This window comes from Flagellimonas amoyensis (genome assembly GCF_003058265.1).
In the GTDB taxonomy this organism is placed as follows: domain Bacteria; phylum Bacteroidota; class Bacteroidia; order Flavobacteriales; family Flavobacteriaceae; genus Flagellimonas; species Flagellimonas amoyensis.
In genome coordinates, this window is the sequence record NZ_QBUK01000006.1 from 189,045 (window position 1) to 213,656 (window position 24,612).

Annotated in this window: 24 protein-coding genes and 1 riboswitch; of the genes, 3 read left to right on the forward strand and 21 right to left on the reverse strand. The window is 46.3% G+C overall.

Annotated elements, in window-relative coordinates:
• Positions 1 to 31 precede the first annotated feature (31 nt).
• The 5 genes from queA to rsgA form a co-directional block, all read right to left on the reverse strand.
• Positions 32 to 1,081, reverse strand: a complete 1,050-nt coding sequence (gene queA / locus DB398_RS10325; RefSeq protein WP_108424305.1) for a tRNA preQ1(34) S-adenosylmethionine ribosyltransferase-isomerase QueA — start codon at positions 1,079 to 1,081, stop codon at positions 32 to 34.
• Positions 1,082 to 1,168: 87 nt separating this feature from the next.
• Positions 1,169 to 2,398 carry a 3-phosphoshikimate 1-carboxyvinyltransferase gene (locus DB398_RS10330; protein ID WP_108424306.1) on the reverse strand — a complete coding sequence of 410 codons (1,230 nt, stop codon included), beginning with the start codon at positions 2,396 to 2,398 and terminating at the stop codon, positions 1,169 to 1,171.
• A gap of 69 nt (positions 2,399 to 2,467) precedes the next feature.
• Positions 2,468 to 2,794 (reverse strand): nucleotide pyrophosphohydrolase, encoded by a 327-nt coding sequence (locus DB398_RS10335; RefSeq protein WP_108424307.1) that lies wholly within the window; start codon positions 2,792 to 2,794, stop codon positions 2,468 to 2,470.
• Positions 2,794 to 3,246, reverse strand: coding sequence for a D-aminoacyl-tRNA deacylase (gene dtd, locus DB398_RS10340; RefSeq protein ID WP_108424308.1), 453 nt, complete (start codon positions 3,244 to 3,246; stop codon positions 2,794 to 2,796). The genes DB398_RS10335 and dtd overlap by 1 nt, the downstream gene beginning before the upstream one ends.
• A gap of 6 nt (positions 3,247 to 3,252) precedes the next feature.
• Positions 3,253 to 4,197 carry a ribosome small subunit-dependent GTPase A gene (gene rsgA / locus DB398_RS10345; RefSeq protein WP_108424309.1) on the reverse strand — a complete coding sequence of 315 codons (945 nt, stop codon included), beginning with the start codon at positions 4,195 to 4,197 and terminating at the stop codon, positions 3,253 to 3,255.
• A 94-nt stretch (positions 4,198 to 4,291) separates the two neighbouring features.
• Between rsgA and DB398_RS10350 the strand changes: the two genes are divergently transcribed.
• The gene (locus DB398_RS10350; protein WP_108424310.1) at positions 4,292 to 4,732 is read left to right on the forward strand and encodes a hypothetical protein; all 441 of its coding nucleotides are present in this window, start codon (positions 4,292 to 4,294) and stop codon (positions 4,730 to 4,732) included.
• 67 nt (positions 4,733 to 4,799) lie between these two features.
• On the opposite strand, the gene DB398_RS10355 is transcribed toward DB398_RS10350, so the two are convergent.
• The 5 genes from DB398_RS10355 to DB398_RS10375 form a co-directional block, all read right to left on the reverse strand.
• The gene (locus DB398_RS10355; protein WP_108424311.1) at positions 4,800 to 5,474 is read right to left on the reverse strand and encodes a head GIN domain-containing protein; all 675 of its coding nucleotides are present in this window, start codon (positions 5,472 to 5,474) and stop codon (positions 4,800 to 4,802) included.
• A gap of 174 nt (positions 5,475 to 5,648) precedes the next feature.
• Complete coding sequence (locus DB398_RS10360) at positions 5,649 to 6,731, reverse strand: bifunctional 3-deoxy-7-phosphoheptulonate synthase/chorismate mutase type II (protein WP_108424312.1); 1,083 nt, start codon at positions 6,729 to 6,731, stop codon at positions 5,649 to 5,651.
• Positions 6,732 to 6,739: 8 nt separating this feature from the next.
• Complete coding sequence (locus DB398_RS10365; RefSeq protein WP_108424313.1) at positions 6,740 to 7,600, reverse strand: prephenate dehydrogenase; 861 nt, start codon at positions 7,598 to 7,600, stop codon at positions 6,740 to 6,742.
• Position 7,601: 1 nt separating this feature from the next.
• On the reverse strand, positions 7,602 to 8,744 hold the full coding sequence (locus DB398_RS10370) for a pyridoxal phosphate-dependent aminotransferase (protein WP_108424314.1): 1,143 nt from the start codon (positions 8,742 to 8,744) through the stop codon (positions 7,602 to 7,604).
• Positions 8,741 to 9,571: a prephenate dehydratase gene (locus tag DB398_RS10375; RefSeq protein ID WP_108424315.1), complete on the reverse strand. Its 831-nt coding sequence runs from the start codon at positions 9,569 to 9,571 to the stop codon at positions 8,741 to 8,743. Before DB398_RS10375 ends, DB398_RS10370 begins: the two co-directional genes overlap by 4 nt.
• 375 nt (positions 9,572 to 9,946) lie before the next feature.
• Here DB398_RS10375 and gldA point away from each other — a divergent pair, with 375 nt between their 5' ends.
• Positions 9,947 to 10,840: a gliding motility-associated ABC transporter ATP-binding subunit GldA gene (gene gldA, locus DB398_RS10385; protein WP_108424317.1), complete on the forward strand. Its 894-nt coding sequence runs from the start codon at positions 9,947 to 9,949 to the stop codon at positions 10,838 to 10,840.
• Positions 10,841 to 10,842: 2 nt separating this feature from the next.
• Here gldA and DB398_RS10390 read toward each other — a convergent pair whose 3' ends face one another.
• The gene (locus DB398_RS10390; RefSeq protein WP_313777787.1) at positions 10,843 to 11,337 is read right to left on the reverse strand and encodes a group III truncated hemoglobin; all 495 of its coding nucleotides are present in this window, start codon (positions 11,335 to 11,337) and stop codon (positions 10,843 to 10,845) included.
• A gap of 36 nt (positions 11,338 to 11,373) precedes the next feature.
• Between DB398_RS10390 and DB398_RS10395 the strand changes: the two genes are divergently transcribed.
• Complete coding sequence (locus tag DB398_RS10395) at positions 11,374 to 12,825, forward strand: pyridoxal phosphate-dependent decarboxylase family protein (protein ID WP_108424318.1); 1,452 nt, start codon at positions 11,374 to 11,376, stop codon at positions 12,823 to 12,825.
• Here the strand turns inward: DB398_RS10395 and DB398_RS10400 are convergent.
• The 10 genes from DB398_RS10400 to DB398_RS10445 form a co-directional block, all read right to left on the reverse strand.
• On the reverse strand, positions 12,822 to 13,907 hold the full coding sequence (locus DB398_RS10400; protein WP_234416194.1) for a serine hydrolase domain-containing protein: 1,086 nt from the start codon (positions 13,905 to 13,907) through the stop codon (positions 12,822 to 12,824). The two genes, DB398_RS10395 and DB398_RS10400, sit on opposite strands and share 4 nt — an antisense overlap.
• Before the next feature lie 81 nt (positions 13,908 to 13,988).
• Positions 13,989 to 14,792, reverse strand: coding sequence for a head GIN domain-containing protein (locus tag DB398_RS10405; protein WP_108424319.1), 804 nt, complete (start codon positions 14,790 to 14,792; stop codon positions 13,989 to 13,991).
• On the reverse strand, positions 14,789 to 15,889 hold the full coding sequence (locus tag DB398_RS10410) for an acyloxyacyl hydrolase (protein ID WP_108424320.1): 1,101 nt from the start codon (positions 15,887 to 15,889) through the stop codon (positions 14,789 to 14,791). The genes DB398_RS10405 and DB398_RS10410 overlap by 4 nt, the downstream gene beginning before the upstream one ends.
• 19 nt (positions 15,890 to 15,908) lie before the next feature.
• Positions 15,909 to 16,862 (reverse strand): methylenetetrahydrofolate reductase [NAD(P)H], encoded by a 954-nt coding sequence (gene metF / locus DB398_RS10415; protein WP_108424321.1) that lies wholly within the window; start codon positions 16,860 to 16,862, stop codon positions 15,909 to 15,911.
• Positions 16,863 to 16,867: 5 nt separating this feature from the next.
• Positions 16,868 to 19,531: a methionine synthase gene (gene metH / locus DB398_RS10420; protein WP_234416199.1), complete on the reverse strand. Its 2,664-nt coding sequence runs from the start codon at positions 19,529 to 19,531 to the stop codon at positions 16,868 to 16,870.
• A gap of 9 nt (positions 19,532 to 19,540) precedes the next feature.
• Positions 19,541 to 20,014, reverse strand: coding sequence for a hypothetical protein (locus tag DB398_RS10425; RefSeq protein WP_234416203.1), 474 nt, complete (start codon positions 20,012 to 20,014; stop codon positions 19,541 to 19,543).
• Complete coding sequence (locus DB398_RS10430; RefSeq protein ID WP_108424323.1) at positions 19,998 to 21,011, reverse strand: homocysteine S-methyltransferase family protein; 1,014 nt, start codon at positions 21,009 to 21,011, stop codon at positions 19,998 to 20,000. The genes DB398_RS10425 and DB398_RS10430 overlap by 17 nt, the downstream gene beginning before the upstream one ends.
• A gap of 104 nt (positions 21,012 to 21,115) precedes the next feature.
• Positions 21,116 to 21,227: riboswitch (SAM riboswitch) on the reverse strand.
• A gap of 141 nt (positions 21,228 to 21,368) precedes the next feature.
• Positions 21,369 to 22,130 carry an SDR family NAD(P)-dependent oxidoreductase gene (locus DB398_RS10435; RefSeq protein WP_108424405.1) on the reverse strand — a complete coding sequence of 254 codons (762 nt, stop codon included), beginning with the start codon at positions 22,128 to 22,130 and terminating at the stop codon, positions 21,369 to 21,371.
• A gap of 86 nt (positions 22,131 to 22,216) precedes the next feature.
• The gene (locus DB398_RS10440) at positions 22,217 to 23,134 is read right to left on the reverse strand and encodes a helix-turn-helix domain-containing protein (protein ID WP_108424324.1); all 918 of its coding nucleotides are present in this window, start codon (positions 23,132 to 23,134) and stop codon (positions 22,217 to 22,219) included.
• Between the two features lie 114 nt (positions 23,135 to 23,248).
• Positions 23,249 to 24,550, reverse strand: coding sequence for a DUF6242 domain-containing protein (locus tag DB398_RS10445; RefSeq protein WP_159076389.1), 1,302 nt, complete (start codon positions 24,548 to 24,550; stop codon positions 23,249 to 23,251).
• Between the last annotated feature and the right edge of the window lie 62 nt (positions 24,551 to 24,612).

The window sequence follows — 24,612 nt, forward strand, 5'->3', positions numbered from 1 at the left end:
ACGGGATTCTATGGTTTGTTCGTTTATTCAATTATAGGATCAACATCGCATCTCCGTAGGAATAGAAGCGATATCCTTCCAAAATGGCCTGTTTGTAGGCTTTTTTGATAAGGTCATGACCTGCAAATGCAGATACCATCATCAATAGTGTTGATTTTGGCAAATGGAAATTGGTGACCATACAGTTGGCAATGCTGAAATCGTATGGAGGGAAGATGAACTTGTTGGTCCATCCTTCGTACGTGTTCAGGGTATGTTCAGAGGAAACGGCACTTTCAAGCCCTCTCATCACAGTGGTCCCCACGGCACAGATACGTCTCTTTTTGGCCTTGGCCTTGTTCACAATTTCTGTTGCCTTTTCATCGATGACCAGCTCCTCACTGTCCATTTTGTGCTTGGAAAGATCCTCTACCTCCACAGGGTTAAAGGTTCCCAATCCCACATGCAGGGTAACTTCGGCAAAATCCACGCCCTTGATCTCCAAACGCTTCAACAGGTGTTTTGAAAAGTGTAGTCCCGCAGTCGGTGCCGCTACCGCGCCTTCATGCTTTGCATAAATGGTCTGGTAACGCTCCTCATCTTCGGGCTCCACATTCCTTTTGATGTATTTGGGAAGTGGTGTTTCTCCCAATTCGCGTAATTTTCTTCTAAAATCGGTATAGGAGCCGTCATAAAGGAAACGAAGGGTCCTTCCTCTGGATGTGGTGTTGTCGATCACTTCGGCCACTAGACTTTCGTCATCGCCAAAATAGAGCTTGTTCCCAATCCTTATCTTTCTGGCCGGGTCCACCAAAACGTCCCAAAGACGCTGTTCTTGGTTCAATTCACGAAGCAAGAACACTTCGATACGGGCCCCTGTTTTTTCCTTGTTTCCAAACAGTCTTGCAGGGAATACCTTGGTATTGTTCAGGACCATCACATCACCTTCATCAAAATATTCGATAAGGTCCTTGAACATTCTATGTTCGATTTTTCCAGAATCCCTATGAATTACCATCAGTTTGGATTCATCCCTGTTTTCAGCGGGGTATTCGGCCAATAGTTCCTTGGGCAATTCAAAATTGAAGTTGGATAATTTCATCTAGACTTTTTTTGGATTTTTTTAAAGAGGGGCAAATATACGACCTCGTGATAGCGGATGTCAAGTAATTTGATGATTAAATGTCAGTTACATTTCGGATACACCAAATCCAAGGGTCTTGAGATCCTTCCAAAAGTCGGGATAGGATTTGGAGACCACTCCCGCATCGTTGACGATCAAATCGGTCTTCAGGGCAAGTGGGCCAAAGGCCATCGCCATCCGATGGTCATTGTAGGTATCCACATCCACGCCCGATTTGATGTTGGTGATGGGTTGCAGGGTAAGGCTCTCGCTATCGATGGCGACTTTTGCACCAAACTTGGACATTTCGGTCTGCAGTGCGGCCAAACGGTCGGTTTCCTTGATGGGAAGCGTGTGAAGTCCCGTAAGATGACAGCCCATACCCAATCCCAAACAGGTCACTGCAATGGTCTGTGCAATGTCCGGAGCATTAGAAAGGTCGTATGAAACAGTTTCCTGTCCGCTCTCTTCGATTTTTTCCAAGGTGATCTGATTGTCAGAAAAAGTGGTGGCAACGCCGAAGTCCGTATAAATCTTGCTCAACACACTATCGCCTTGCAGGGAATTTTGCTTATAGGAAGACAACTTGATCTTGGTCCCGACCTCACATAGGGCGGCAATACTATAAAAGTAACTGGCAGAACTCCAATCTGATTCCACGACCAATTTGATGGCATCTACCTTTTTTTGGGGCTCCACACGGATCTTGTTTCCCTCAAAGTTGGCCTCTACCCCAATCTGGGCCAATAGGCCCAAGGTCATTTTGATATAGGGCACGGAAGTTATCTTGCCCACCAACTCCAGTTCCAGTCCGTTCTCCAAACTTGGGGCGATCAGCAAAAGTGCCGAGATATATTGGCTGCTGATGTTCGCCGGAAGGGACACTTGGGCCTTGGTCAATTTTTTTCCAGCAATCTTTAATGGCGGATAGCCTTCTTGCTTGACGTATTGGATGTCCGCGCCAAGGGACCGCAACGCCTCTACCAAGACCTGTATGGGGCGTTCCTGCATGCGCTGAGATCCTGTGAGCACCACTTCCTTGTTGGGCTGCGAGGCAAAATAGGCGGTCAGAAACCGCATGGCGGTACCGGCATGGTGGATGTCCACCTCTCCGGAAGAAATCTGGAGTCCCTTTTGCATGACCTCACCATCATCCGAAATGGAAAGGTTCTCTATGCTGATATTGGGGAAAAGTGCCCGTAGCAGCAAAGAGCGGTTGGTCTCACTTTTGGAGCCCGTGACCTGTATTGTTTTTTGGATGTTTTTTGTGGAGGGTGCAGAAAGCTGGAGTCTCAATGTTCTATGGTTTGATTCAAACTTCAAAACTAGAAAAAACAGCCCTAATGTTCCCTTTGGGACACAACTTTATTTGAGCTTTTTGTTATTTTGATGACGGTCGTGGTCACGTTTGGTCTTCAGGTCCAATTTTTTGTCAAAGGCCTTTTGAAGATCGATCCCTGTTTGGTTGGCCAAACACAGTACCACAAAGACCACATCGGCCAGTTCCTCGCCCAGGTCCTTGGCCTTGTCCGATTCTTTTTCGCTCTGTTCGCCGTACCTGCGGGCAATGATTCGGGCCACCTCTCCCACTTCCTCCGTGAGCTGCGCCATGTTGGTCAGTTCGTTGAAGTAACGGACCCCATGGTTTTGGATCCATTCATCAACCGCTTTTTGTGCATTTGCTATGTCCATTATTCTTTATTTTTTGTGTCGATCACTATGGTCACAGGGCCATCATTTAATAGTTCCACTTTCATATCTGCACCAAATATTCCGGTCCCGATTTTTTTGCCCAGATCTTGCTCCATCTTTTGGACAAATGCCTCATAAATGGGAATGGCCACATCAGGTTTTGATGCCTTGATGTAGGATGGTCTATTGCCTTTTTTGGTCTGGGCATGCAGGGTAAATTGGCTGACCACGATGATATCCCCACCTACGTCCAGCGCAGAACGGTTCATCACACCATGTTCATCATTGAATATGCGAAGATTGGTGATTTTTTGGGACAACCATTCCGTATCCTCTTTGCCATCGGCGTCCTCGATACCCAGCAGTACCAACAAACCCTGACCGATGGCCGAAACCACCTGTCCATCCACAGTCACACTTGCCCTTGAAACCCTTTGGATCACTGCCCTCATCTATCTTTATCTGTAATTGTCCGTTCTATAGTTTTCTTCCTCACCTGTCAGCATCTGCACATAGCTACGATATCTGCTCCATGCCACCTCATCTTTTTCCAAGGCTTCCTTCACGGCGCATTTGGGTTCGTCCAGATGCAGGCAATTGTTGAATTTGCATTGGGATTTCAATTGGAAGAACTCAGGAAAATAATCCCCAATCTCATCCTGCTCCATGTCCACGATACCAAATCCTTTGATTCCCGGGGTGTCTATGATCTTTGCCCCAAAAGAGAGGTCGTACATTTCTGCAAAGGTGGTGGTGTGCTGTCCTTGCAGGTGCTGTTCGGAAATTTCGGCCGTTTTTAGGTGCAGTCCCTTTTCCAGGGCGTTCACCAAAGTGGATTTTCCCACTCCAGAATGTCCGGAGAACATACTGGTCCTGTCCCTCATCAGTTGTTTCACCTTATCCACGTTTTTTCCGTCTTTGGCGGCTATCGGTATGCAGGTGTACCCAATTTGGGTGTACAGGTCCATCAAATAGGCTACCTCTGCCTTTTCATCCTCACTGTAGGTGTCCATTTTGTTGAACAGAAGCACAACAGGGATGTCATAGGCTTCGGCGGTTACCAAAAATCGATCTATGAAACTAGTAAAAGTGGGGGGATTGTTCAGGGTGACCAATAAAAACACCTGATCCAGGTTGGAAGCGATGATATGGGTCTGTTTGGAGAGTTTTACAGATTTCCGGATGATGTAGTTTTTCCGTTCCAAGATTTCGGAAATGACCCCGACAGATTCATCCCCATGGTCCTCCAACTCAAAAACCACTTGGTCCCCAACGGCCACCGGATTTGTGCTTTTGATACCCTGCGTCCGGAACTTGCCCTTTATCCTACACTCATAAAAAACACCATCTTCCGACTTCACGGTGTACCAGCTTCCTGTTGATTTATAAACAGTTCCGTTCACGATTTGTTCATATTTTCATTGCAAAGAAACGATAATCCTTCTTCTTCTGCGCATATCTTTGTTAACAGTTTTAACAATCAACAATCTATCAATCATGAAAAAAATCGTTTTGATCGCAGTGATGACCCTAGCTGCCGCGTTCAGTGCGAACGCACAACAGTACAAGGTAATTACCAGTGTGGAATCCATTGTTCCCAATGGCCTTGGTCGATCTAGGATCATCAATGCCCTCGAGGACAAGGACTACAAGGAATACACCAGCGTACAGACTGAAGAGGACAACACAAGGAACAAGGCCGATAGGGGCGACATCCGTGTGAAGAACTTCGAAGAGACCAAACTGTTGAACTTCTACAACTTGGGCGGTATCCGTTTTCAGAACATTGCTGCCAACGATGCCCTGATCACTTCCATGATCAACGACATGATCACCAATGGATGGGAACTTGCCTTTGTGGTCAGTGGTGTGGAAAGTGAAGGTGGAAAAGGCGATGGCCAAGGTATCTTCATCACCCGTTACATTTTCAAGAAGTAAGAAGAAGATCTCAAAGAAAAAGCCCGCCTTGGACATCCAGAGCGGGCTTTCTGTTTTATTTCATTATTCAATCCACTATGTGGATCCTTCCACCCACAAAAGTCTTTTTGTACACTTTTTTCGGTTTGCCGTACACATTCACATCACCACCTGCCCTCACATTGATGTCCACAGCTTCCGAAGCGAACACATCGGCCTCACCACCTGCTGAAATTTTAATGTCGGTATTTGCCGTCCGAAGATCGCGACCGTCAAAAATTCCACCGGTGTTGAGCACCACAGTCTGGTTTTTGGCCAAACCGGAGGCTTCCACTATACCTCCCGTGACCGCACGGATATCGGCATAATCCACATCCATCCCGATATGGATCTTGGCACCTTCTTGGGCCCTTAGTTCAATTTTGCTCTTCTGCACCATTTCGTTGCAAGTGATCTGTGCCCCTTCGTTCCCATCGATCACGTCCAAGTTGGTATAGTACACCTCGATCATGGTATCCTCTCCCTGGAATTTTTTATCCAATTGCATGCGGAGTTTCAACACGCCTTTTTTATTGGTCCAGATGATATCGTCCACGTTCCAGCCCTTGATCATGATCTTGTTCTCATCGGATTGTATCAAGTTCACCTCGATCAGGTCAAAGACCTTGATCTCCTTGAATTCCCCTACCTCTGTGTCTATGATCCGCTGGGCGAATGTCAATAAAGGAAGTACTAGAAGGCCCCATGTGTATAGTTTTCTCATCGGTATAAAATTTTTAGGTTATTGGAAATAAATATTTTCGTATTTAAAAGTGTCCGGTGACAGAGTAAAGATGAGCTGTATTTCCAATTGTTACAGTTCCAAACAAAAAAACTATCTGCAATCTTGGAAAATGCCAAGCCACAGATAGTTTTATAATGGTCTAGAAAAAATCGCCTATGCGTTGATGATCTTTTCTTGGTGGTTGATGGATTCTTGGTGGATGGCCTTGAACATCTTTAGAATGAACTCCTCGCTCAATCCCCGTTGCTCCCCTTCCAGGATCATATTGCCCAAAATGGCATTCCAACGGTTGCTCTGCAACACAGCAACGTTCTTTTGCTTTTTCAGCTCACCGATGCCGTCAGAAACCTTCATGCGTTTTCCGAGCAGGTCGATCAATTGGTTGTCCAAAACATCTATCTGTGCCCTAAGGTTGCTCAGTTTGCTGTTGTATTCTGCCTCTTCATCGGTTTCCTTTCTGATGCGAAGGTCCTTCATGATCTGCACCAATCGCTGGGGAGTTACCTGCTGGGCCGCATCACTCCAAGCGTTATCGGGATCGCAGTGGGTTTCGATCATCAACCCGTCAAAGTTCAGATCCAAAGCCGTTTGGGACACGTCAAAGATCATGTCACGCTTTCCGGTAATGTGGCTCGGGTCGTTGATGATGGGCAGATCGGGGAACTTCGTTTGAAGCTCGATGGCCAACTGCCATTCTGGAATGTTTCGGTACTTGGTCTTCTCATACGTAGAAAACCCTCGGTGGATTACTCCCAATTTCTTGATATTGGCCGTATGCAGACGCTCCACAGCACCCAACCACAAAGAAAGGTCAGGGTTCACCGGGTTCTTCACCAATACAATTTTATCGGTACCTTCCAAGGCATCGGCTATTTCCTGGATGATGAAAGGGCTCACGGTAGATCGTGCACCGATCCACAACAGGTCCACATCGTATTCCAATGCAAGATCCACATGGGCCTTATTGGCCACCTCGGTAGCGGTCTTCAGTCCGGTTTCTTCTTTTACCTTCTGCAACCATTTCAATCCAATGGCTCCCACTCCCTCAAAATTTCCAGGGCGCGTTCTGGGTTTCCAGATTCCGGCACGGTAGTAGCTCACATCGGTATCCTTCAGTTCGTGTGCGATCTTCAACACCTGATCTTCAGTCTCGGCACTGCATGGCCCAGCTATTACCAATGGATGTGACAGGTTCATATCATCCAACCATTTCCTCATTTCCTTTTTGTTTTCCATAATGCTTCCTATTTTTTTGTAAGTGGAATTCCTTTAAGTATTTGTTTTATTTTGTTGGTATTGCTCATTTCCAGATGGACATTTTCAAAATCGTTGTCCATGATCAATTGTTTGAAGGTGGTCAGGTTTTGGATATACTCCTCCAAGGTCTCCACCACATTGTCCTTGTTCTGCTCAAATATGGGTGTCCACATATCAGGCGAACTTTTGGCCAATCGGACCGTGCTCTCAAAACCACTTCCCGCCATGTCAAAAATATCACGCTCATTTTTTTCTTTCTCAATAACCGTCTTTCCCAACATAAACGAGCTGATGTGTGATAAATGTGATACGTAGGCGATGTGTTTGTCATGCGCCACTGGGTTCATGTACCGGATGCGCATTCCCATTTCCTGAAAAATGGCCAAAGCCCTTTCCTGCAACTTGAACGCTGTTTTCTCCACCTCACAAATGATCATGGTCTTTTCTGCATACAGCCCTTCCAAGGCTGCCGATGGTCCTGAAAACTCGGTACCCGCTATGGGGTGACAGGCCATGAAATTTCTACGCTTGGGGTGTTCGGCCACACCTTCGCAGATCAACCGTTTGGTGGAACCTGCATCCATCACCACAGTTTCGTCCCCCACCGCATCCAAGATCTTGGGCAGTTCAGTGACCAGAACATTGACGGGAATGCTCACATACACCATATCTGCATTCCCCAAGGAACCATAACTTCCTATTTCATCAATGATCCCAAGTGACATGGCCTCTTCCAAATGGGCCTCATTCTTGTCCACACCAATGATATTGGCATGGGGATGCATTTTTTTTACATCCTTGGCGAACGACCCACCAATCAACCCTATTCCTATTACGACTACGTCCATGCTAAAATCTTTCTATGGCTTCTTTGATTTTTTCTTCTTTTACACAGAGGGAAAATCGGATGTATCCTTCGCCATTGCTACCAAAGATGGTCCCCGGCGCAATGAAGATGTCCTTCTCATACAAAACTTGGTCGATGAACGCTTCGGAGGAAAGCGATCCTTCGGGGAGTTTGCACCAAACGAACATGCCCACGGCATTTCGGTCGTATGCGCAGCCCAATTTGTCCGCTAATTCAAACATCAGTTCCCTTCTTTTGGTGTACACCGCATCCAGTTGCTCAAACCATTCGGGACCGCTTTGAAGTGCGGCAATCGCACCTTTCTGAATACCGTAGAACATACCCGAATCCATATTGCTCTTCACCTTCAGCACGGCGTTGATATGCTCCGCACTACCCAATACCATTCCCACACGCCAGCCGGCCATGTTGAAGGTCTTGCTGAGACTGTTCAGTTCCAAGGTGCATTCCTTTGCGCCATCGATGGACAAAATACTCATTGGATCGTTGGACAATACAAAACTGTACGGATTGTCATTGACCAGCAAAATATCGTTTGCTTTGGCAAAATTCACCAAAGACTTCAATTGTTCCATCGTTGCCGTGGCCCCCGTGGGCATGTGTGGGTAGCTGACCCACATCAATTTCACTTTGGAAAGGTCTTTTCGGGACAGTTCTTCCAAATTGGGGAACCACCCATTTTCCAAATTCAGGTCATAGGTCACCGGAACAGCACCCACCAGATTCGTTACGGATGCATAGGTGGGATACCCTGGGTTGGGCAACAACACTTCGTCCCCCACGTTCAGGAACGCCATGCTGATGTGCATGATGCCCTCCTTGGAGCCCATCAAGGGCAATATCTCGGTGGAGGGATCAACGGCTACCCCAAATTTTTGTTGGTAAAAATCGGCAATGGCCTTCCTGAGCTCAGGTAGCCCTTGATAGCTTTGGTATTGGTGCGCGCCTGCATCTGCAATGCAGTCCCTCAACGTTTCCATCACCTTTGGTGATGGCGCCAAGTCGGGACTTCCAATACCCATGTTGATGATGGGCCTTCCTTGGTCCATCAACCCCCGTACTTCCCGCAATTTTTTGGAGAAGTAGTATTCCTGAACGCTATGTAATCTATCTGCAGTAATCATTGCAATCTTGCATTTTTATATTCACCCAAGACCGTAAAATCTTCGGCCATGATCTCTAGCAAGGATTTTGCCTTGGAAAAGTGATCGTATTCTTCAAAGGTCACATCCACAAAAAAAGCATACTTCCATGGAGTCTCTATCACAGGGAGGGACTGTATCTTGGTCAGGTTCATGTTACAATCGCTCATCACGTTCAGTACTGTGGCCAAGCTCCCCCTTTTGTGATCGGTCATAAAACGCAACGACGCTTTATTGATCTCTTCCTTGGGCAGGACCTTGTTCTGCTTTTTAAGGATAATGAAACGCGTGGCATTGTTCTTTATGGTCTGAATTTCAGGGGCAATAATATCCAAATCATAGAGATCGGCAGCCATTTTTGGAGCAATTGCAGCAATATTAGCCAACCTGCCTTCTTTGATGCGTTTCGCCGTCTCGGCGGTATCCACACTTTCCACTAATTTGATCTGCGGATGGTCCTTGAAGAACTCCTTGCATTGTAGCAGGGCCATGGGGTGCGAGTGAACTTCCTTGATGTCTTCCATGGTGGTTCCCTTGAGCACCATAAGGTTGTGATGAATGCTCAGATAATGTTCCCCGATCACATGTATGTTATTGTGGTACACCAGATTATAATTCGGGATAATGGAACCCGCGATGGAATTTTCAATGGCCATGATGCCTTTGTCCGCAGTCCCATCCAACAGATGGTCGATGATGGCATCAAAGGTCATGCATTCCAATAATTCGATGTCTTCCCCAAAAAAATCCTTTGCGACCTGATGGTGGTTGGATCCCTTGATTCCCTGTATGGCTATTTTTAAACCCATGGCAAAAAAAAAGCCCCGATTTTATCGGGACTTCATGTATTGGTTATACTTTAAACGTATCTACAACAGTCCCGTACCTCTCTTAAAAAAGAAGTAAAAATAGAAACCGTTCCAGAAATACGTGTTTGTCATTTCGATGTAAATTCCCGGCTAATTTAGGTATTCAATCCGAAAATGACGATCATTCATAAATTTTTTTTGATTTTTTTTGAAAAAGCCAATTTCATTGCAAATTGTATCCAAGAAAACGCCCTTTTTTTGAGAATTCATTTCCCATTGCGATTTGAACTCGCCAGAAGTTTCCACATTTCAGGCCAAACAAAGGAATGGATTGAAACATCTAAAAGTGTATTTTTGGTTTCCAAACCCAATTGAATGTCCATCATCGTAAAGAACATCACCAAGACCTTTGGTCAGCAAAAAGCTCTGAACAATGTTTCTTTCTCCATCAAAAAAGGGGAAATTGTTGGTTTTTTGGGTCCCAATGGAGCAGGAAAGTCGACCATGATGCGGATTTTGACCACCTACTACAAAGCAGACAGCGGTGATGCCGAAGTAAACGGACACGATGTGCTCACTGCCAAAAGGGCCGTTCAGGAAAGCATTGGCTATCTTCCCGAACACAACCCCCTGTATTTGGAGATGTACGTAAAGGAATATTTGGCCTTCAATGCAGATGTGTACCAAGTTCCAAAATCAAAGATCGAGGAAGTGATAGAGCAGACCGGGCTGACCCCCGAAGCGCACAAAAAAATAGGCCAGTTGTCCAAAGGGTACCGCCAGCGTGTGGGTTTGGCCGCCGCCCTGCTCCACGATCCGGAAGTACTCATCTTGGATGAACCCACCACGGGACTTGACCCCAACCAATTGATCGAGATACGAAAAATGATCCGCGATATCGGAAAGGAAAAGACCATCCTATTGTCCACCCACATCATGAAAGAGGTGGAAGCCGTTTGTGATAGGGTCATCATCATCAGCAAGGGAAAACTGGTTGCCGACAAAAAATTGGAGGAACTGCGTGAAGCGGAAGAACAGATCATCGAAGTGGAATTCGATTACCGAGTGGAGGAACAACTGCTCCAACAACTGCCCCACGTATCCAAAGTGACCAACATTGGCGGTTTTGTCTATGAGATCACCTTCAGCACCTCCACGGACATGCGACCCGCCGTATTCGATTTTGCCCACGACAACCAGTTGAAAACACTCCAATTGAGCCGGAAAAACAAAAACTTGGAGAGCCTTTTCACTGAACTTACCCGTTGATATTAAAGGACACCGTCCCGCTTTCGCTGCTCATATATCGCAATGAACATTCGAACACTGATGTTCCTGGCCCGTTGTTTCGCTTTTTCAGCATTTGGCCCACTAAAAAGGGCGTCCAAGGTTGCAAACCAATGCCTGAGCCAAATCCCAAAATGATAGTTGTCAATGGTCCTGTCCATATCCCTATCCAACTCGGCGTGGACCTGCATGGGGTTCCCTTTGTATTTTTGGACGAAGAACAGGTTCATCTCCCAAAAATCGGTCAACTTTTCCATGTGTTCCGGCCAATCGGTGATCGTTTCATTAAAAAAATGGCCAATTTCCGCATCAGCACGTACTTTTTCATAAAAGCGGTGCACCAATAATGAGATGTCCTCTCTGTTCGCTATATCCTGCTTTTCCATAACAAAAATGTCCAGGGCGGTTCCATTGGCAAAGGTAGCATTACTCGCCCTAAAAACAGATTTCTGGTCTTTTCCAGTTTCCAGCCATCCCAAATATGGTATTTTTGCAGTCCAACTGAAACAGGGCGTATGAAGAAGAACACCGCTAGATTGGAGCTTTCCAAAGAGGAGATGCAAACGTATGGTTACCAGATCGTGGATGCGATCGTGGAGCACCACCATACCCAACACCAAAAATTTCCTGTGGCATGGGGCTCACGGGAGGAAATGGACCATCTTTTTTTGGAAGAGGCCCCAGAAGCGGGCATGGAAGCCTCCAAGGTTTTGGATTTTGTGTTGGAAAAAGTGATGACCAATAGTGCCAACATGGCCCACCCGAGGTCTTTCTCGTTTGTGCCCGGTCCCAGCAACTATGTCAGTGTGATGGCCGATGCACTTGCCACAGGCTATAATATATTTTCCGGCGGATGGTCGGCGTCCCCGGCTGCTGCCGAACTGGAAATTGTGACCATTCAATGGCTGTTGAAGATCTTTGGTTTTCCCGGAAAAAAGGGAGGTGGAATTTTCACCAGTGGTGGTTCCATGGCAAACCTCACCGCGGTTGCAACCGCCCGTAGGATCAAATGTGGTGACGATTTTTCCAAAGCAATCATCTATCTCTCCGATCAGGCGCATTCATCCAATATTAAGGCTATCAGGGTTTTGGGATTCAAAAAGGAACAGATCCGGATCATCCCCACCGATAACGAATTCAAGTTTGCGCTGAACAAACTCAAAAACTGCATTGCCAAAGATCGATTGGAAGGCTTGCAACCCTTTTGCTTGATCGCTTCCGCTGGAACCACCAACACGGGTACTGTTGACCCACTGTCCGAATTGGCAAAAATCTGCAAGAAAGAAGATATTTGGTTCCATATTGATGGCGCTTATGGCGGTGCGGCCATTTTATCCCCAAAAGGTAAAAGTTTGCTGAAAGGCATCGAAAAAGCTGATTCACTGACCGTAGATCCACACAAATGGTTCTATCAGCCCTATGAAATGGGCTGTTTGTTGGTACGGAACCACAAAAACCTCAGCCATACCTTCACCGAAAAACCGGAGTATCTCCGTGACATTGAAGGAAATACCTCAGAAATCAATTTTTACGACCATGGCATCCAACTCACCCGAAGGTTCAGGGCACTCAAGTTCTATATGTCCTTAAAAACCTTTGGTTTAAAGGAATTTAGGGATGCCGTCACCTACAACATTGACTTGGCCGAAGAGGTGGAAAATCTGTTGCGGGGCAGCAAAAGTTGGGAAGTGGTCTTTCCAGCAACCTTGGCCGTGATCAATTTCAGGTACAACCCCATCAAACAAAACTATAAGGAGAAAGAACTGGACGAGATCAACCAATACATTTCAAAACAGGTGGTGGACTCCCGGAAGGCATTGTTGGTCACGACCCTGCTCCATGGGCAAGTGGTGCTCCGTATGTGCCTCATCAACCCCAGAACCTCTTTGGAAGATGTGACCGAAACCCTTGACCTCTGTAAAAAATTCGCCTTGGAAAAAGAGGAGCAGATGGCGGGCAAACCCTAAGCCCCGTCCCCCACAATGGACGAAATGGCCATATCCAGTTGCGCTTGCACCTTCGGGTCGGTACAATTGATCAAAATGGAAATTACTTTTTCTTCTTTCGGATAGACAAAAAAGTTGGTGTAGGCACCCACACTGTTGCCGACGTGCCCCAAAAACTCCCTACCATCTGCATCTTGGCTCACCTGAAAACCCAGACCGTAATAGATAGGCTTTCCATTCACCATTTGTGAGGTCAATAATTGTTCGTAAGTTGCTTTTTTGAGCAGTTTTCCCTCTAAAATGGCCTGCCCCATCTGGGCAATATCACTGCTGGTCGATAAAAATCCGCCACCCGCCAATTTGTAGGCATTGTCCACTTCCATCGATTGCTTGAAACACAATGATTGCTTGGTGTAAAATTGTGCCATGTCGCTGATTGCGTTCGAACTGACATCCAACGCTTGGGGTGAAAAGGTACTTTGCATCCCTAAAGGGATGAGCACTTTTTCCCGTACGTATTTTTGGAACGGGACGCCACTGGCCTCTTGCATGGCCAATGACAATAACACGAAGTCAAAACTATTGTAGAGATACCCTTTTCCCGGTTGGAAGACTAGGGGGTCGTGCTGGAAAATACCGATGCTGTCCTTGATGGAAAAGCCTTGGTTCAGTGCGAATTCCTTACCTCGGTACCCTCTGATCCCGGCCGTATGGCTTGCCAACTGGCGCAATGTGAAATCATGGTCCTTTTTTGGATAATACGGGACATACCCATAAAAAGAGGCGTCCAGTTCCACAAGCCCTTCTTCCATCATCTTGCCCAAGGCCAATCCCGTGATGCACTTGGAGATACTGGCTATCCTGAAGACCGTTTGCTTGGGATCAACAGGAATTTTTCGTTCCAGATCAGCCAGACCATATCCTTTTTGCAATTGCACTTGCCCCTTCGCCATGATGGTGACGGCCAAGCCGGGCACTTTGTTTTCGGCCACTAGGTTGTGAAAAAGTGCATCTGCCTTCTCCAGACCATGGAGTCCCTCCAAAGACCTCACTTTGGGTGAGAAAGAGAACAAACGCTTGATAAAAGGAACAAATCTGCCCAAAGGTGCCTTGTTTTAGCTATCCGAAAAGTACTGAGAAAACTTGGGAGTTCCTGAAGTTTTGCGTCCATTATGGCCGTACCCCTATTCTTGAAAGATCAAACGGCCATTGAACAGCTCTTCCACATCCACTTCAGGAGGGCGGTTGACGCTGATCACATCCCCGGTACCACGAATGACCCCTTCCAACCGTTGTTGCGGATTCACAAAAACATCGTTGGAACCCCTGTGGTTGATGGTCACGTTTTGCGAGATCAAATCCTCTGCTTCAATCCTGGAGTCGCCAGCGGCGACAGTGACATTGAAATTTTCGGTAGTTCCCTGTAGTTTGAAATATGCTATTCCATTGACCACAATGCTGACCGATGTTGTATTCAGGTTCAGGTCAAAGGAACCATCGGTGGTCTCGGTCTCGGGATTGTTGAAACTTTCGGCAATCAAAGCCAGGCTTGGATAAGCCAACACACCGTCACTGGAAATCAACAGTCCTGTGCTGCTACGGATTTCGTTGATATTGGGTGAGGTGACATACACTGTGGTCAAGCCATATTCCCGGACATAATTGCAACTGTTTTCGTTCCTTAAGATCAAACGGCCCTCTTCAACCACGGCGGAAACATCGTTCAGCAGGTATTCGCCTGTTTCAATTTCCACCCTTTGTTCATCTCCTTGTTTCAGAACCACATTCAGGTTCTCAAAAACAGTAATGGTCGTGAAAGCTGGAACATCAACAGGTTGGCGAACCATATCACCCGCATTCTGAAAACAATCGGGCACGTTTTCGCCGTTGCAGGATACCATCAAAAAGGTGAGCAGTATCAAAAACACCCCTAAAGTCCCCTCAAGGGGACACTTTGTATTTTGTATTTCGTGCTTTCCAACTTTCATAACCTGACTCCGATTCCAAATTCTATGGCCTCTGCTTTGGCCCCATGCGATTTTAAGGTGACGGCTCCGAACACCTTATCCCCAAAATACCGTTTCAACCCGACCCGGTTGTACATTCGTCCTTCAAAGTCAAAGGGGTAATACACATAATATCCCAGTTGGGCCACCACACTCAATTTGTTCACAAAAAGCTCGTGTCCCAAAAATACCCCTACCCTTTTGTAATCGGTATCGGGGGCCACATCCAATTCGGGGAAAGAGGTGGACTGGTAACGAATCAATTCCTTCAGAAAATTGGAGAAGAAGACATCGGTCCCCAACTGAATGGCACTCCGATTTCCCAAACGCTTATCGGCATAAGCGGAAACAATGGCAAAGCCATATCGCCCCATATCGATCACATCACTCTCATTGGCTCCTCCACGCAGCACCAAGTTGTAGCGAATGGGTTCCCTTATTTTTTCCTTTTCTTCCGGCACTATATATTCAATGGCGGCATCCTGGTCCAAATCGTAGGTCAGGCCAAAATTAAAAGCCAGGGAGTTGGTGGATGTATTCGGGGCCTTGAAATTGGCATTGGAGTAATGAATGAGCGAAATCCCTGTCTTGAACCCCAATCCCGCCACGATATTTTCCTTGTGGTAATTGAATATCACCATAGTGGAGCTCAATAAATGGCTGCCATAGGCATTGTTCCTGAAATTTTCATTTTTGTCGTACGGATTGGTGTTGTAGGCCACTCCCTGGCCAATCCGTAGTTGAAGGTTTCTCTTTAAAAAGTAAAAGTTGTAGTGGGCATACAACCCAAAATGTTCGCCAAGGGTGGGATTGTTCATATCCTGATACACAAAGGAAAAGCCGGTATCGGGATAGCCGAGTGCAGCCTCCCAGTCCTCATGTCCAAAACGTTTACGGTTGAATCCCAAAATGATACCTCCGGGATGGTTGGTGATCAGGTGTGAAATGTCCGTATTGTGCAAGAGGATGGAACCATAGAACTGGCTCATATCCAAAGTGTATTTTTTTGGAACATCCCCATCTTGGGAAAATCCAATGCAAAGACACAGCAGAAATAGGGGATACAGCAGGTACCTCATGGAGGGCTAAAGTAGGGAATTAAAAAAGTTCCTTGGCAATGGCCTCCACATTATCTGATTTTCCCATGGAATAATAGTGCAGTACGGGAACACCATACTCCCTTAGTTCCCGGGATTGCTGAATGGCCCACTCCACCCCAACTTTTCGCACCTCTTGATTGGTCTTGCAAGCCTCCACGGCTTCGATAAGATCTTGCGGAATGTCCACCCGAAATACCTGTGGCAACAATTGCAAGTGTTGCTTTACTGCAATGGGCTTTATCCCCGGAATGATCGGCACTTGGATACCCATTTCCCTGGCCGCTTTCACAAAAGCGAAGAATTTTTGATTATCAAAGAACATCTGGGTGACTACATAATCCGCTCCCAAATCCACTTTTTCCTTCAATCGCTTGAGATCGGACTGGAGGGACGGTGCTTCCATATGCTTTTCGGGGTAACCGGCCACACCGATACAGAAACTGCTCAGATCACTGGCCTGTATGGTGTCATGCAGGTAATTTCCCTCGTTGATGTCCTGGATCTGTTTCACCAACTCGGTGGCATATTGATGTCCGCCTTGGGTCGGTGTAAAATATTTTTCCTCTTTACGGGCGTCGCCACGAAGTGCCATCACGTTCTCTATCTCCAAATACTGGCAGTCGACCAAGAGGTATTCGGTCTCTTCTTTAGTGAACCCTCCGCACAGCACATGGGGCACAGTATCCACATTGTATTTATGCTTAAGTGATGCACAGATTCCCAAGGTTCCGGGACGGGTACGGGTCAGTTTTTTGTCCAATAGTCCATCTTTTTCCTTGTAGATGTATTCTTCCCGGGAAGTGGTCACATCAATGAACGGAGGTTTGAACTCCATCAAGGGATCTATGTTGTTGTACAATTCCTGGATGCTCTTTCCCTTCACAGGGGGCACTATCTCAAAACTGAAAAGGGTCTGGCCGTTCGCCTTCTTTATATGGTCGGTAATTTTCATCGGTCTTAATCAACTATGTTGGGGGCCAGCCATTTTTGGGCTTCCTCCAGTTTTATATGCTTTCGTTCTGCAAAATCCTTGACTTGGTCCTGTTCTATTTTCCCCAATCCAAAATATTTGGCCTCTGGGTGTGCAAAATAGTAGCCGCTCACACTGGCTGCGGGCCACATCGCCAAACTATCGGTCAATTTTACACCTATTTTTTCTTCCACACCCAACAATTCCCAAATGGTCAATTTTTCCAAGTGGTCGGGACAGGCAGGATAACCTGGTGCAGGCCTGATGCCACGGTACTTTTCCTTGATCAGGTCGTCATTTTCCAGATTCTCGTCCACGGCATAGCCCCAGAAGTTCATCCGGACTTCTTTGTGCAGGTATTCCGCGAAGGCTTCTGCCAAACGATCGGCCAATGCCTTGATCATGATGGAATTGTAATCATCATGGTTCCTTTCAAATTCTGCGGCCAGTTCCTGTGTGCCAAAACCAGTGCTCACACAAAAGCAGCCGATATAATCCTGAATGCCGGATCCTTTGGGCGCTATAAAATCTGCCAAGGCGATATTGGGAACCCCGTCGCGCTTTTTCAATTGTTGGCGAAGTGTCCTGAAAATGAAGGTTTCCCCATTCTTTTCAACTTCAATATCATCTTCATCAATTTGATTGGCAGGGAACAATCCAAAAATGGCCTTGCCCTTCAACAGTTTTTCGTCCAGCACCTTTTTCAAAAGCCCTCGGGCATCCTTGAAAAGTTCCTTGGCCTGCTCCCCTACGACCTCATCGGTCAAAATATCGGGGTATTTTCCATGCAGGTCCCAACTTCTAAAAAATGGGGACCAGTCAATGAATTCCTCCAATTGGCTCAGATCAAAATCTTCCAACACCTGAATACTCAATTGGTTGGGTTTTTTGATATCGGCAGGGTTCCAATCAATCTGGAGTTTGTTCTTCCGAGCCTCTTCCAGTGTCAAATACTCTTTGTGTTTGGAACGGTTCAAAAATTTATCCCGAAAACTCTCGTAATCCAGCTTGATGGCCTTTTTGTACTTCACTGCAGTTTCATCGTGCAACAAATCACCCACCACCGTCACGGCCCTTGAGGCATCGTTCACGTGCACCACGGAATGACTGTATTGTGGGTCTATCTTCACTGCCGTATGCGCCTTGCTCGTCGTTGCACCACCGATTAGGAGCGGCACCTCAAAATTTTGGCGCTCCATCTCCTTGGCCAAGAATACCATTTCATCCAAGGATGGGGTGATCAATCCACTGAGGCCAATGATGTCCACTTGTTCTTCCTTGGCCTTGTTGATGATCTTTTCCGGCGGCACCATTACGCCCATATCCACAATTTCATAGTTGTTACAGGCCAAGACCACGCTTACAATGTTCTTTCCAATATCGTGCACATCGCCTTTTACGGTGGCCATCAATATTTTTCCTGCCGCTTTGGCGTTTTTGTCCTTGGATGCTTCAATATAGGGCGTTAGATAGGCCACGGCCTTTTTCATCACCCTCGCGGATTTCACCACCTGGGGCAAAAACATTTTTCCGCTGCCAAAAAGGTCACCGACTACATTCATTCCTGTCATCAGGTTGCCTTCGATGACTTCCAAAGGCCTGGCCGCCTGTTGGCGTGCCTCTTCCACATCTTCAACAATATATTCATCAATCCCTTTGACCAAGGCACGGGTTATTCGATCTTGGAGCGGCTCCTGCCTCCACGAAAGATCTACTTTGCTCACCTTTTCCGTTCCAACAACCGTCTCTGCAAATTCCAGCAATCGCTCCGTGGCATCGTCCCTTCTGTTGAGCAATACATCTTCCACATGCTCCAGCAAATCCTTGGGAATGTCGTCGTACACTTCCAACATGGCCGGGTTCACGATGCCCATGTTCATTCCGGCCTTTATGGCATGGAACAAGAAAGCGGAGTGCATGGCCTCACGAACGGGATTGTTTCCCCTGAAAGAGAAGGAAACATTGCTCACCCCGCCACTCACACTGCAATGTGGCAAGTTTTGGCGCACCCATCGTGTGCCTTCGATAAAATCGATGGCGTTGTTCTTGTGCTCGTCCATTCCCGTGGCCACTGGAAAAATATTCAAGTCGAAGATGATGTCCTCAGGGGCAAATTTCACTTCATTGACCAGAATATCATAGGACCGTTTGGCTATTTCTTTACGGCGTTCCAAGGTATCGGCCTGACCCACTTCATCAAAGGCCATCACAATGACGGCAGCACCGTATCTCTTGATGAGCTTTGCATGGTGCACAAACTCTTCCTTGCCTTCTTTTAGGCTGATGGAATTCACCACACATTTGCCCTGCACCACTTGCAGACCAGCTTCAATGATTTCCCATTTGGAGCTATCGATCATGATGGGCACCCGGGCAATATCGGGCTCGGAAACGATCAGGTTCAAGAACCGGACCATGGCTTCCTTGCCATCGATCAGACCATCGTCCATATTCACATCGATGATCTGTGCACCGCCTTCCACTTGGTTACGGGCGATGGCCAGGGCCTCATCGAACTTTTCCTCCTTAATGAGCCTTAGAAAAATCTTGGACCCCGCCACATTAGTTCGTTCCCCCACGTTGATAAAATTGCTTTCGGGGGTTACGACCAAGGGCTCCAGGCCTGAAAGTTTTAGCGCTCTTGTTTCCACTGCTATTGGTTAATCGTTGATTCGTATATATTTTTCCACAATATGCCTCTTGATGCCTGCCTCGGGCACATCCTCCACTCCAGATTGGATGAGGGTATCCCCTTTGATCTCTACCTCAAAGGTAAATTCATGTCCACGCAATTCCTTTACGCTGATGTAATCCAAGCGTTCCGTGTACACATTATCTTCCAAGACATAGGTTCCCCCACCTCCGTAAAATCCTTCGGCGGTATCTTTCTTTTGGTTGAAAAAGGCAAAATGGTCCTCGTTCAATATCTTTATGAATTGGGTATTGGACAAATCCTTCACTTCCAAGCTATCGGCTGTCCTGGTTTCCCCATAGACCAAAAGCCAACTGCCCATGATCTCATTTTTGGTCTCAACCATCTCGGTTTCCTTTTCTTTGGGTTTTTCTTTCTCCCCGCAGGAAATAAAAGTGACCATGGCAATGATCAATATGGATATCCTAAATGGTTTTTTCATGGGTGGTTTCCAATTTTCTGGGTGTATATTCTTTCACAACTTCGGCAATGGCCTTAATGTGTTCCGGTGTGGTTCCACAGCATCCACCCACAATGTTCACGAGCCCTTTTTCCACATATTCCTTGATCTGTGCGGCCATCTGCTCCGGGGTTTCGTCGTACTCGCCAAACGCATTGGGCAAACCTGCATTGGGGTGGGCCGAAGTGGCAAATCCCGATTTGGCCGAAATTACCTCCAAATGGGGCACCAACTGTTTGGCACCTAGGGCACAATTGAACCCAACGGACAAAATCGGAATGTGTGAAATTGAAATCAGGAAGGCCTCCGCCGTTTGTCCGGACAATGTCCTTCCCGAAGCATCAGTAATGGTTCCACTGACCATGACAGGCACTTCAATGTTCCTTTCGTCCTTTACTTCTTCAATGGCAAAAAGGGCCGCTTTGGCGTTCAGTGTGTCAAAAATGGTCTCCACCAATAAAATATCGGCCCCACCATCCAAAAGCGCCTCTACTTGCTGCTTGTAGGCGATACGCAGTTCATCAAAGGACACGGCCCGGAACCCTGGGTCGTTCACATCTGGCGACATGCTCGCCGTTTTATTGGTGGGTCCGATGCTCCCTGCCACAAATCGTGGTTTGCTGGGGTCCTTTTGGGTGAATTCTTCCGCTACTTGCTTTGCAATCTTAGCGGATTCATAGTTCAGCTCATACACCAATGCTTCCATGCCATAGTCTGCCATGGCGATGGTAGTGCCCGAGAATGTGTTGGTTTCCAAAATATCCGCGCCAGCTTCCAGATAAGCCCTGTGCACATCGGCAATGGCCTGAGGCTGGGTCAATGACAAGAGGTCGTTGTTGCCCTGCAGATCGGTTGGCCAATCCTTGAAACGCTCTCCCCTAAAATCGGCTTCCGTAAATTTATAGCGTTGCAACATGGTGCCCATGGCCCCGTCCAGTACCAAAATCCGCTTCTTTAAAATGTCCTCAATTTTTTCCATACTACAATTTCCCTCTAAAAAAGGATATATATCGATATCAAGAAATGTTAGGAAAATACTGCGAAGTATTCTTTACGTTATCCTTCCCATTGGCAGGATCATGCGCCGTACCTTCCCGATCACGGTTCAGGACAAGGGTAGAATGTAGCACCTTCTCGAAGTCGAGGGTTGCTAAGGCTTCGCAGGGTCCAGTCCCTCCACCTTTCTTGATAACACTTTCAATTTATTAATGAACTGAACTGCAAAGAAACGGTACTCGGTAGTGAAAAGCAAAAAAAGCCCTTGAATTTTTAGAATAGCGGGCATAAAAAAACGGGTTGATCGCCCAACCCGTTTTAAACCATACCTTTTCAGGTTTTAAATCATCATTCCACCTGAAACTTCTATGCGCTGTGCGTTGACCCACTTGGCATCGTCCGTACACAAAAAGGCCACTACGCCCCCAATATCGCTGGGGATACCCACTCGGCCCAGAGCAGTAAAATTGGCAATCGCCGCTCTTTTGTCCTCGTCATTTTTGTTGGTGCCTCCTCCAAAATCGGTCTCGATGGCCCCGGGAGCCACCACGTTCGACCGTATTTTTCGTGCTCCCAATTCCTTCGCTTGATAACGGGTAAGTGCTTCCATGGCCGCTTTCAGGGAACCATAAACTGAATATCCTGGAAAGGAAAATCTGGCCAATCCACTGGAAATGTTCACAATTCCGCCACCATCCGCCATGAGGGGCAACACTTTTTGGGTGAGGAAAAATGCTCCTTTGAAATGGATGTCCACCAAGGTGTCGAACTGCTCTTCTGTGGTTTCCGTGATCGGGGCATTGATTCCGATTCCTGCATTGTTGATCAAAAAATCGATATGGTCTGCCCCGAAATGGGAACTGACCACTTTTTTGACCTGATCCACAAAAGCATCAAAACTTCCGATATCGGCCACATCCAATTGCAGTGCATAGGCTTTTTGTCCCAAGCTCTCGATTTCCTTGACCGTATTATCGCCCTCTTCCTTATTGCTTCGGTAGGTCAATACCACGTCCAATCCTTTTTTGGCCAAGTTGATGGCCATGTCTTCGCCGAGGCCTCTACTGCCCCCGGTCACCAGTGCTATTTTACTTTTTGCCATTTTTAATTTGATTTTTGATTCGGGTACAAAGTTCCGAAACAAGGTACCCAAACGGATTGCGAGCATCAATCCATTTTTTGCAAAAATCAAATGGCAATACGGCCTCGATATTTCAATGGGGAAGTGTGGGAAAACTTTTTGAAGAAATTGGAAAAGTGGGCCACTTCCTCAAAACCCAAACTGAACGCAATTTCGGAAATGTTCCAATCCGTGTTGTTGAGCAAGATTTTGGCCTCCTCAAAAATGCGGGCATGGATAATGGCCGTTGTGGTACTTCCGGTAGTCTCTTTGAGCACTTTGTTCAGATGGTTGGCATGTACGGCCAATCGCTCCGCAAAGTCGTTCGCCGTTTTCAACACCAACCGTTGGGCCGGGGTGTTGATGGGAAACTGACGTTCCAACAATTCCACAAAAAGGTCTGTGATCCGGGTCGCTGCATTTTTCCCATTGTCCACAGGCTGGACCGGTTGCAGCTTTTGTCCCATGTGCAGCAACTCCACCACATAGGCACGGATCAGATCAAATTTAAAGGGATATTCCGAGGACAGCTCCCTGTCTATCTTTTGAAAAAGTTGTTCCAATTCGACATAATCCTCCTCGGAAATAGTGAAGATGGGAAAACCACCGGGTTGAAAAAGGGGCAGTTTTTCCAAAATGATCCCGCTTTTATCTTTGGATAAAAAGTTCTCAGTGAACACACAGAAATAGCCTGATTGGTTTTCATCCTGTGGTACGTAGTGGTACGGAATGCGGGGAGAAGCGAACAAAAGGGCCTTGTCGGCAATGTCGATGACTTTATCGGCATATTCAGCGCGGTTCTTTCCGTTGATCAAACTGATCTTGAAATAGGAACGTCGATCATACCGCATTTCCCCTTCATTGAGCTTGGTACGGTATTCATCGATCTTGAATACATTGAAATGCCCAATGTCCTTCCCAATGGTGTCCGGGATGGGCAATCGCATTTTTCCGTAAAAATCCCGTAAAGTGAACAGCTCTTCCATGGAATTGTAAAATTCAAATATAGTGCAAAAACAAAAACACCCTCCAAAAATTGCTTTTGGAAGGTGTTTCCATATAAATTATACTCAAATATGGATGCTTGATCTAATAAATCTTTAGTTCAATGTCCAAATATCATTTAGGTACCCCATGTCTGTATTTAACCCCAGCATTACATATATCTTGTCCAAGAATACCACCATAGAATTATCCTGTCTGTTCGGGATCCCTGTTTCTTGGTATTCTTGTTCCCAATCCTTACCATTGGTACTACTCCAGACAACTGCCGAACTATCAGAAGTGGCTCCTTCAACCATTAAAATCATCTTCTCTTCAATAGATACCAAAGAATATTCCTTGTTATTTGATTCAAACGGTGCATTTTCCAATTCCAACGCCCAATCAATCCCGTCTATGCTACTAAACACTTTGTCTTGGACAACCACCCACATTTTGTCATTAAACACAACTGCTTCCTGCTCTATCGACACGGAAAACCCAATATCATCAGTAACCAAACTCCAGTTAACTCCATCATCACTACTCCAAACATTTTGATTGAAAAATTCATTCTGTCCTCCTGTAATCAACCAGAGTTTCTCATTGTACAGCAAAATTTTATGACCCCAATCTGCTGGAAATTCAGCATTTTCTTTCTCCATGAGCCAATTTTTTCCATCTATACTGGACCAAATATCATTGGAAGGGGCTCCATTCCACCTAAAACCTCCTATCAAAAACATCTTGTTGTGAAAAACGACCACTTGATGAAATGACCGCGGCATAAAACCTGGGGCATCTGTTTCCAAAGTCCAATTTTCACCATCGGCACTACTCCAAACATCATCCAAATAATGTAATACCCCGTCAGAATTATAACCATAACCACCAATAGTGAAAAGTTTTCCATTAAATTCTACAACTGTGGCCAAATGACGTGCGCCGAAAGAAGGCGAGGATATAAAAGAACCTACGGGTCTGGTTTTGAAACTATATATTTTACTGGTCGTAGCATTGCCATTACCATCCTCTGCCACCACTTTCCAGAAATAAGTAGCGGCAAATTCCAAATCGTCATCCAAACTATAAGTCAAAGAATTTAGGTCCGTCGCAACCTGTGAAGCAGGATTTTCTTCTTGACCAAGGAACAAGGTATAAGTAACCGCCTCATTTTCCGGGTCAATGGCTTCCGTCCATTCGAATGTAGGTTTTAATTCCACTTCATCTGCACCATCTTCTATCGCTAATAAATCGAAAGAGGCTGGGGCAGCATTCTCTGGTTCTTCATTTTCTTCAGGAGTGGTAGGGGTTTCGCCAGTAGGAGATTCTCCCATATCATTCCCACCACTACAAGAAACGGTACTTAAGGATACAAAAACCACTAGTACTAACAGAAAAGCCAAATTATTTCTCCTCATTCTTCCCCTATTTAACGAAGAGCAATATAATACAATTCTTACTGGTTAAAAATGTACCTGTT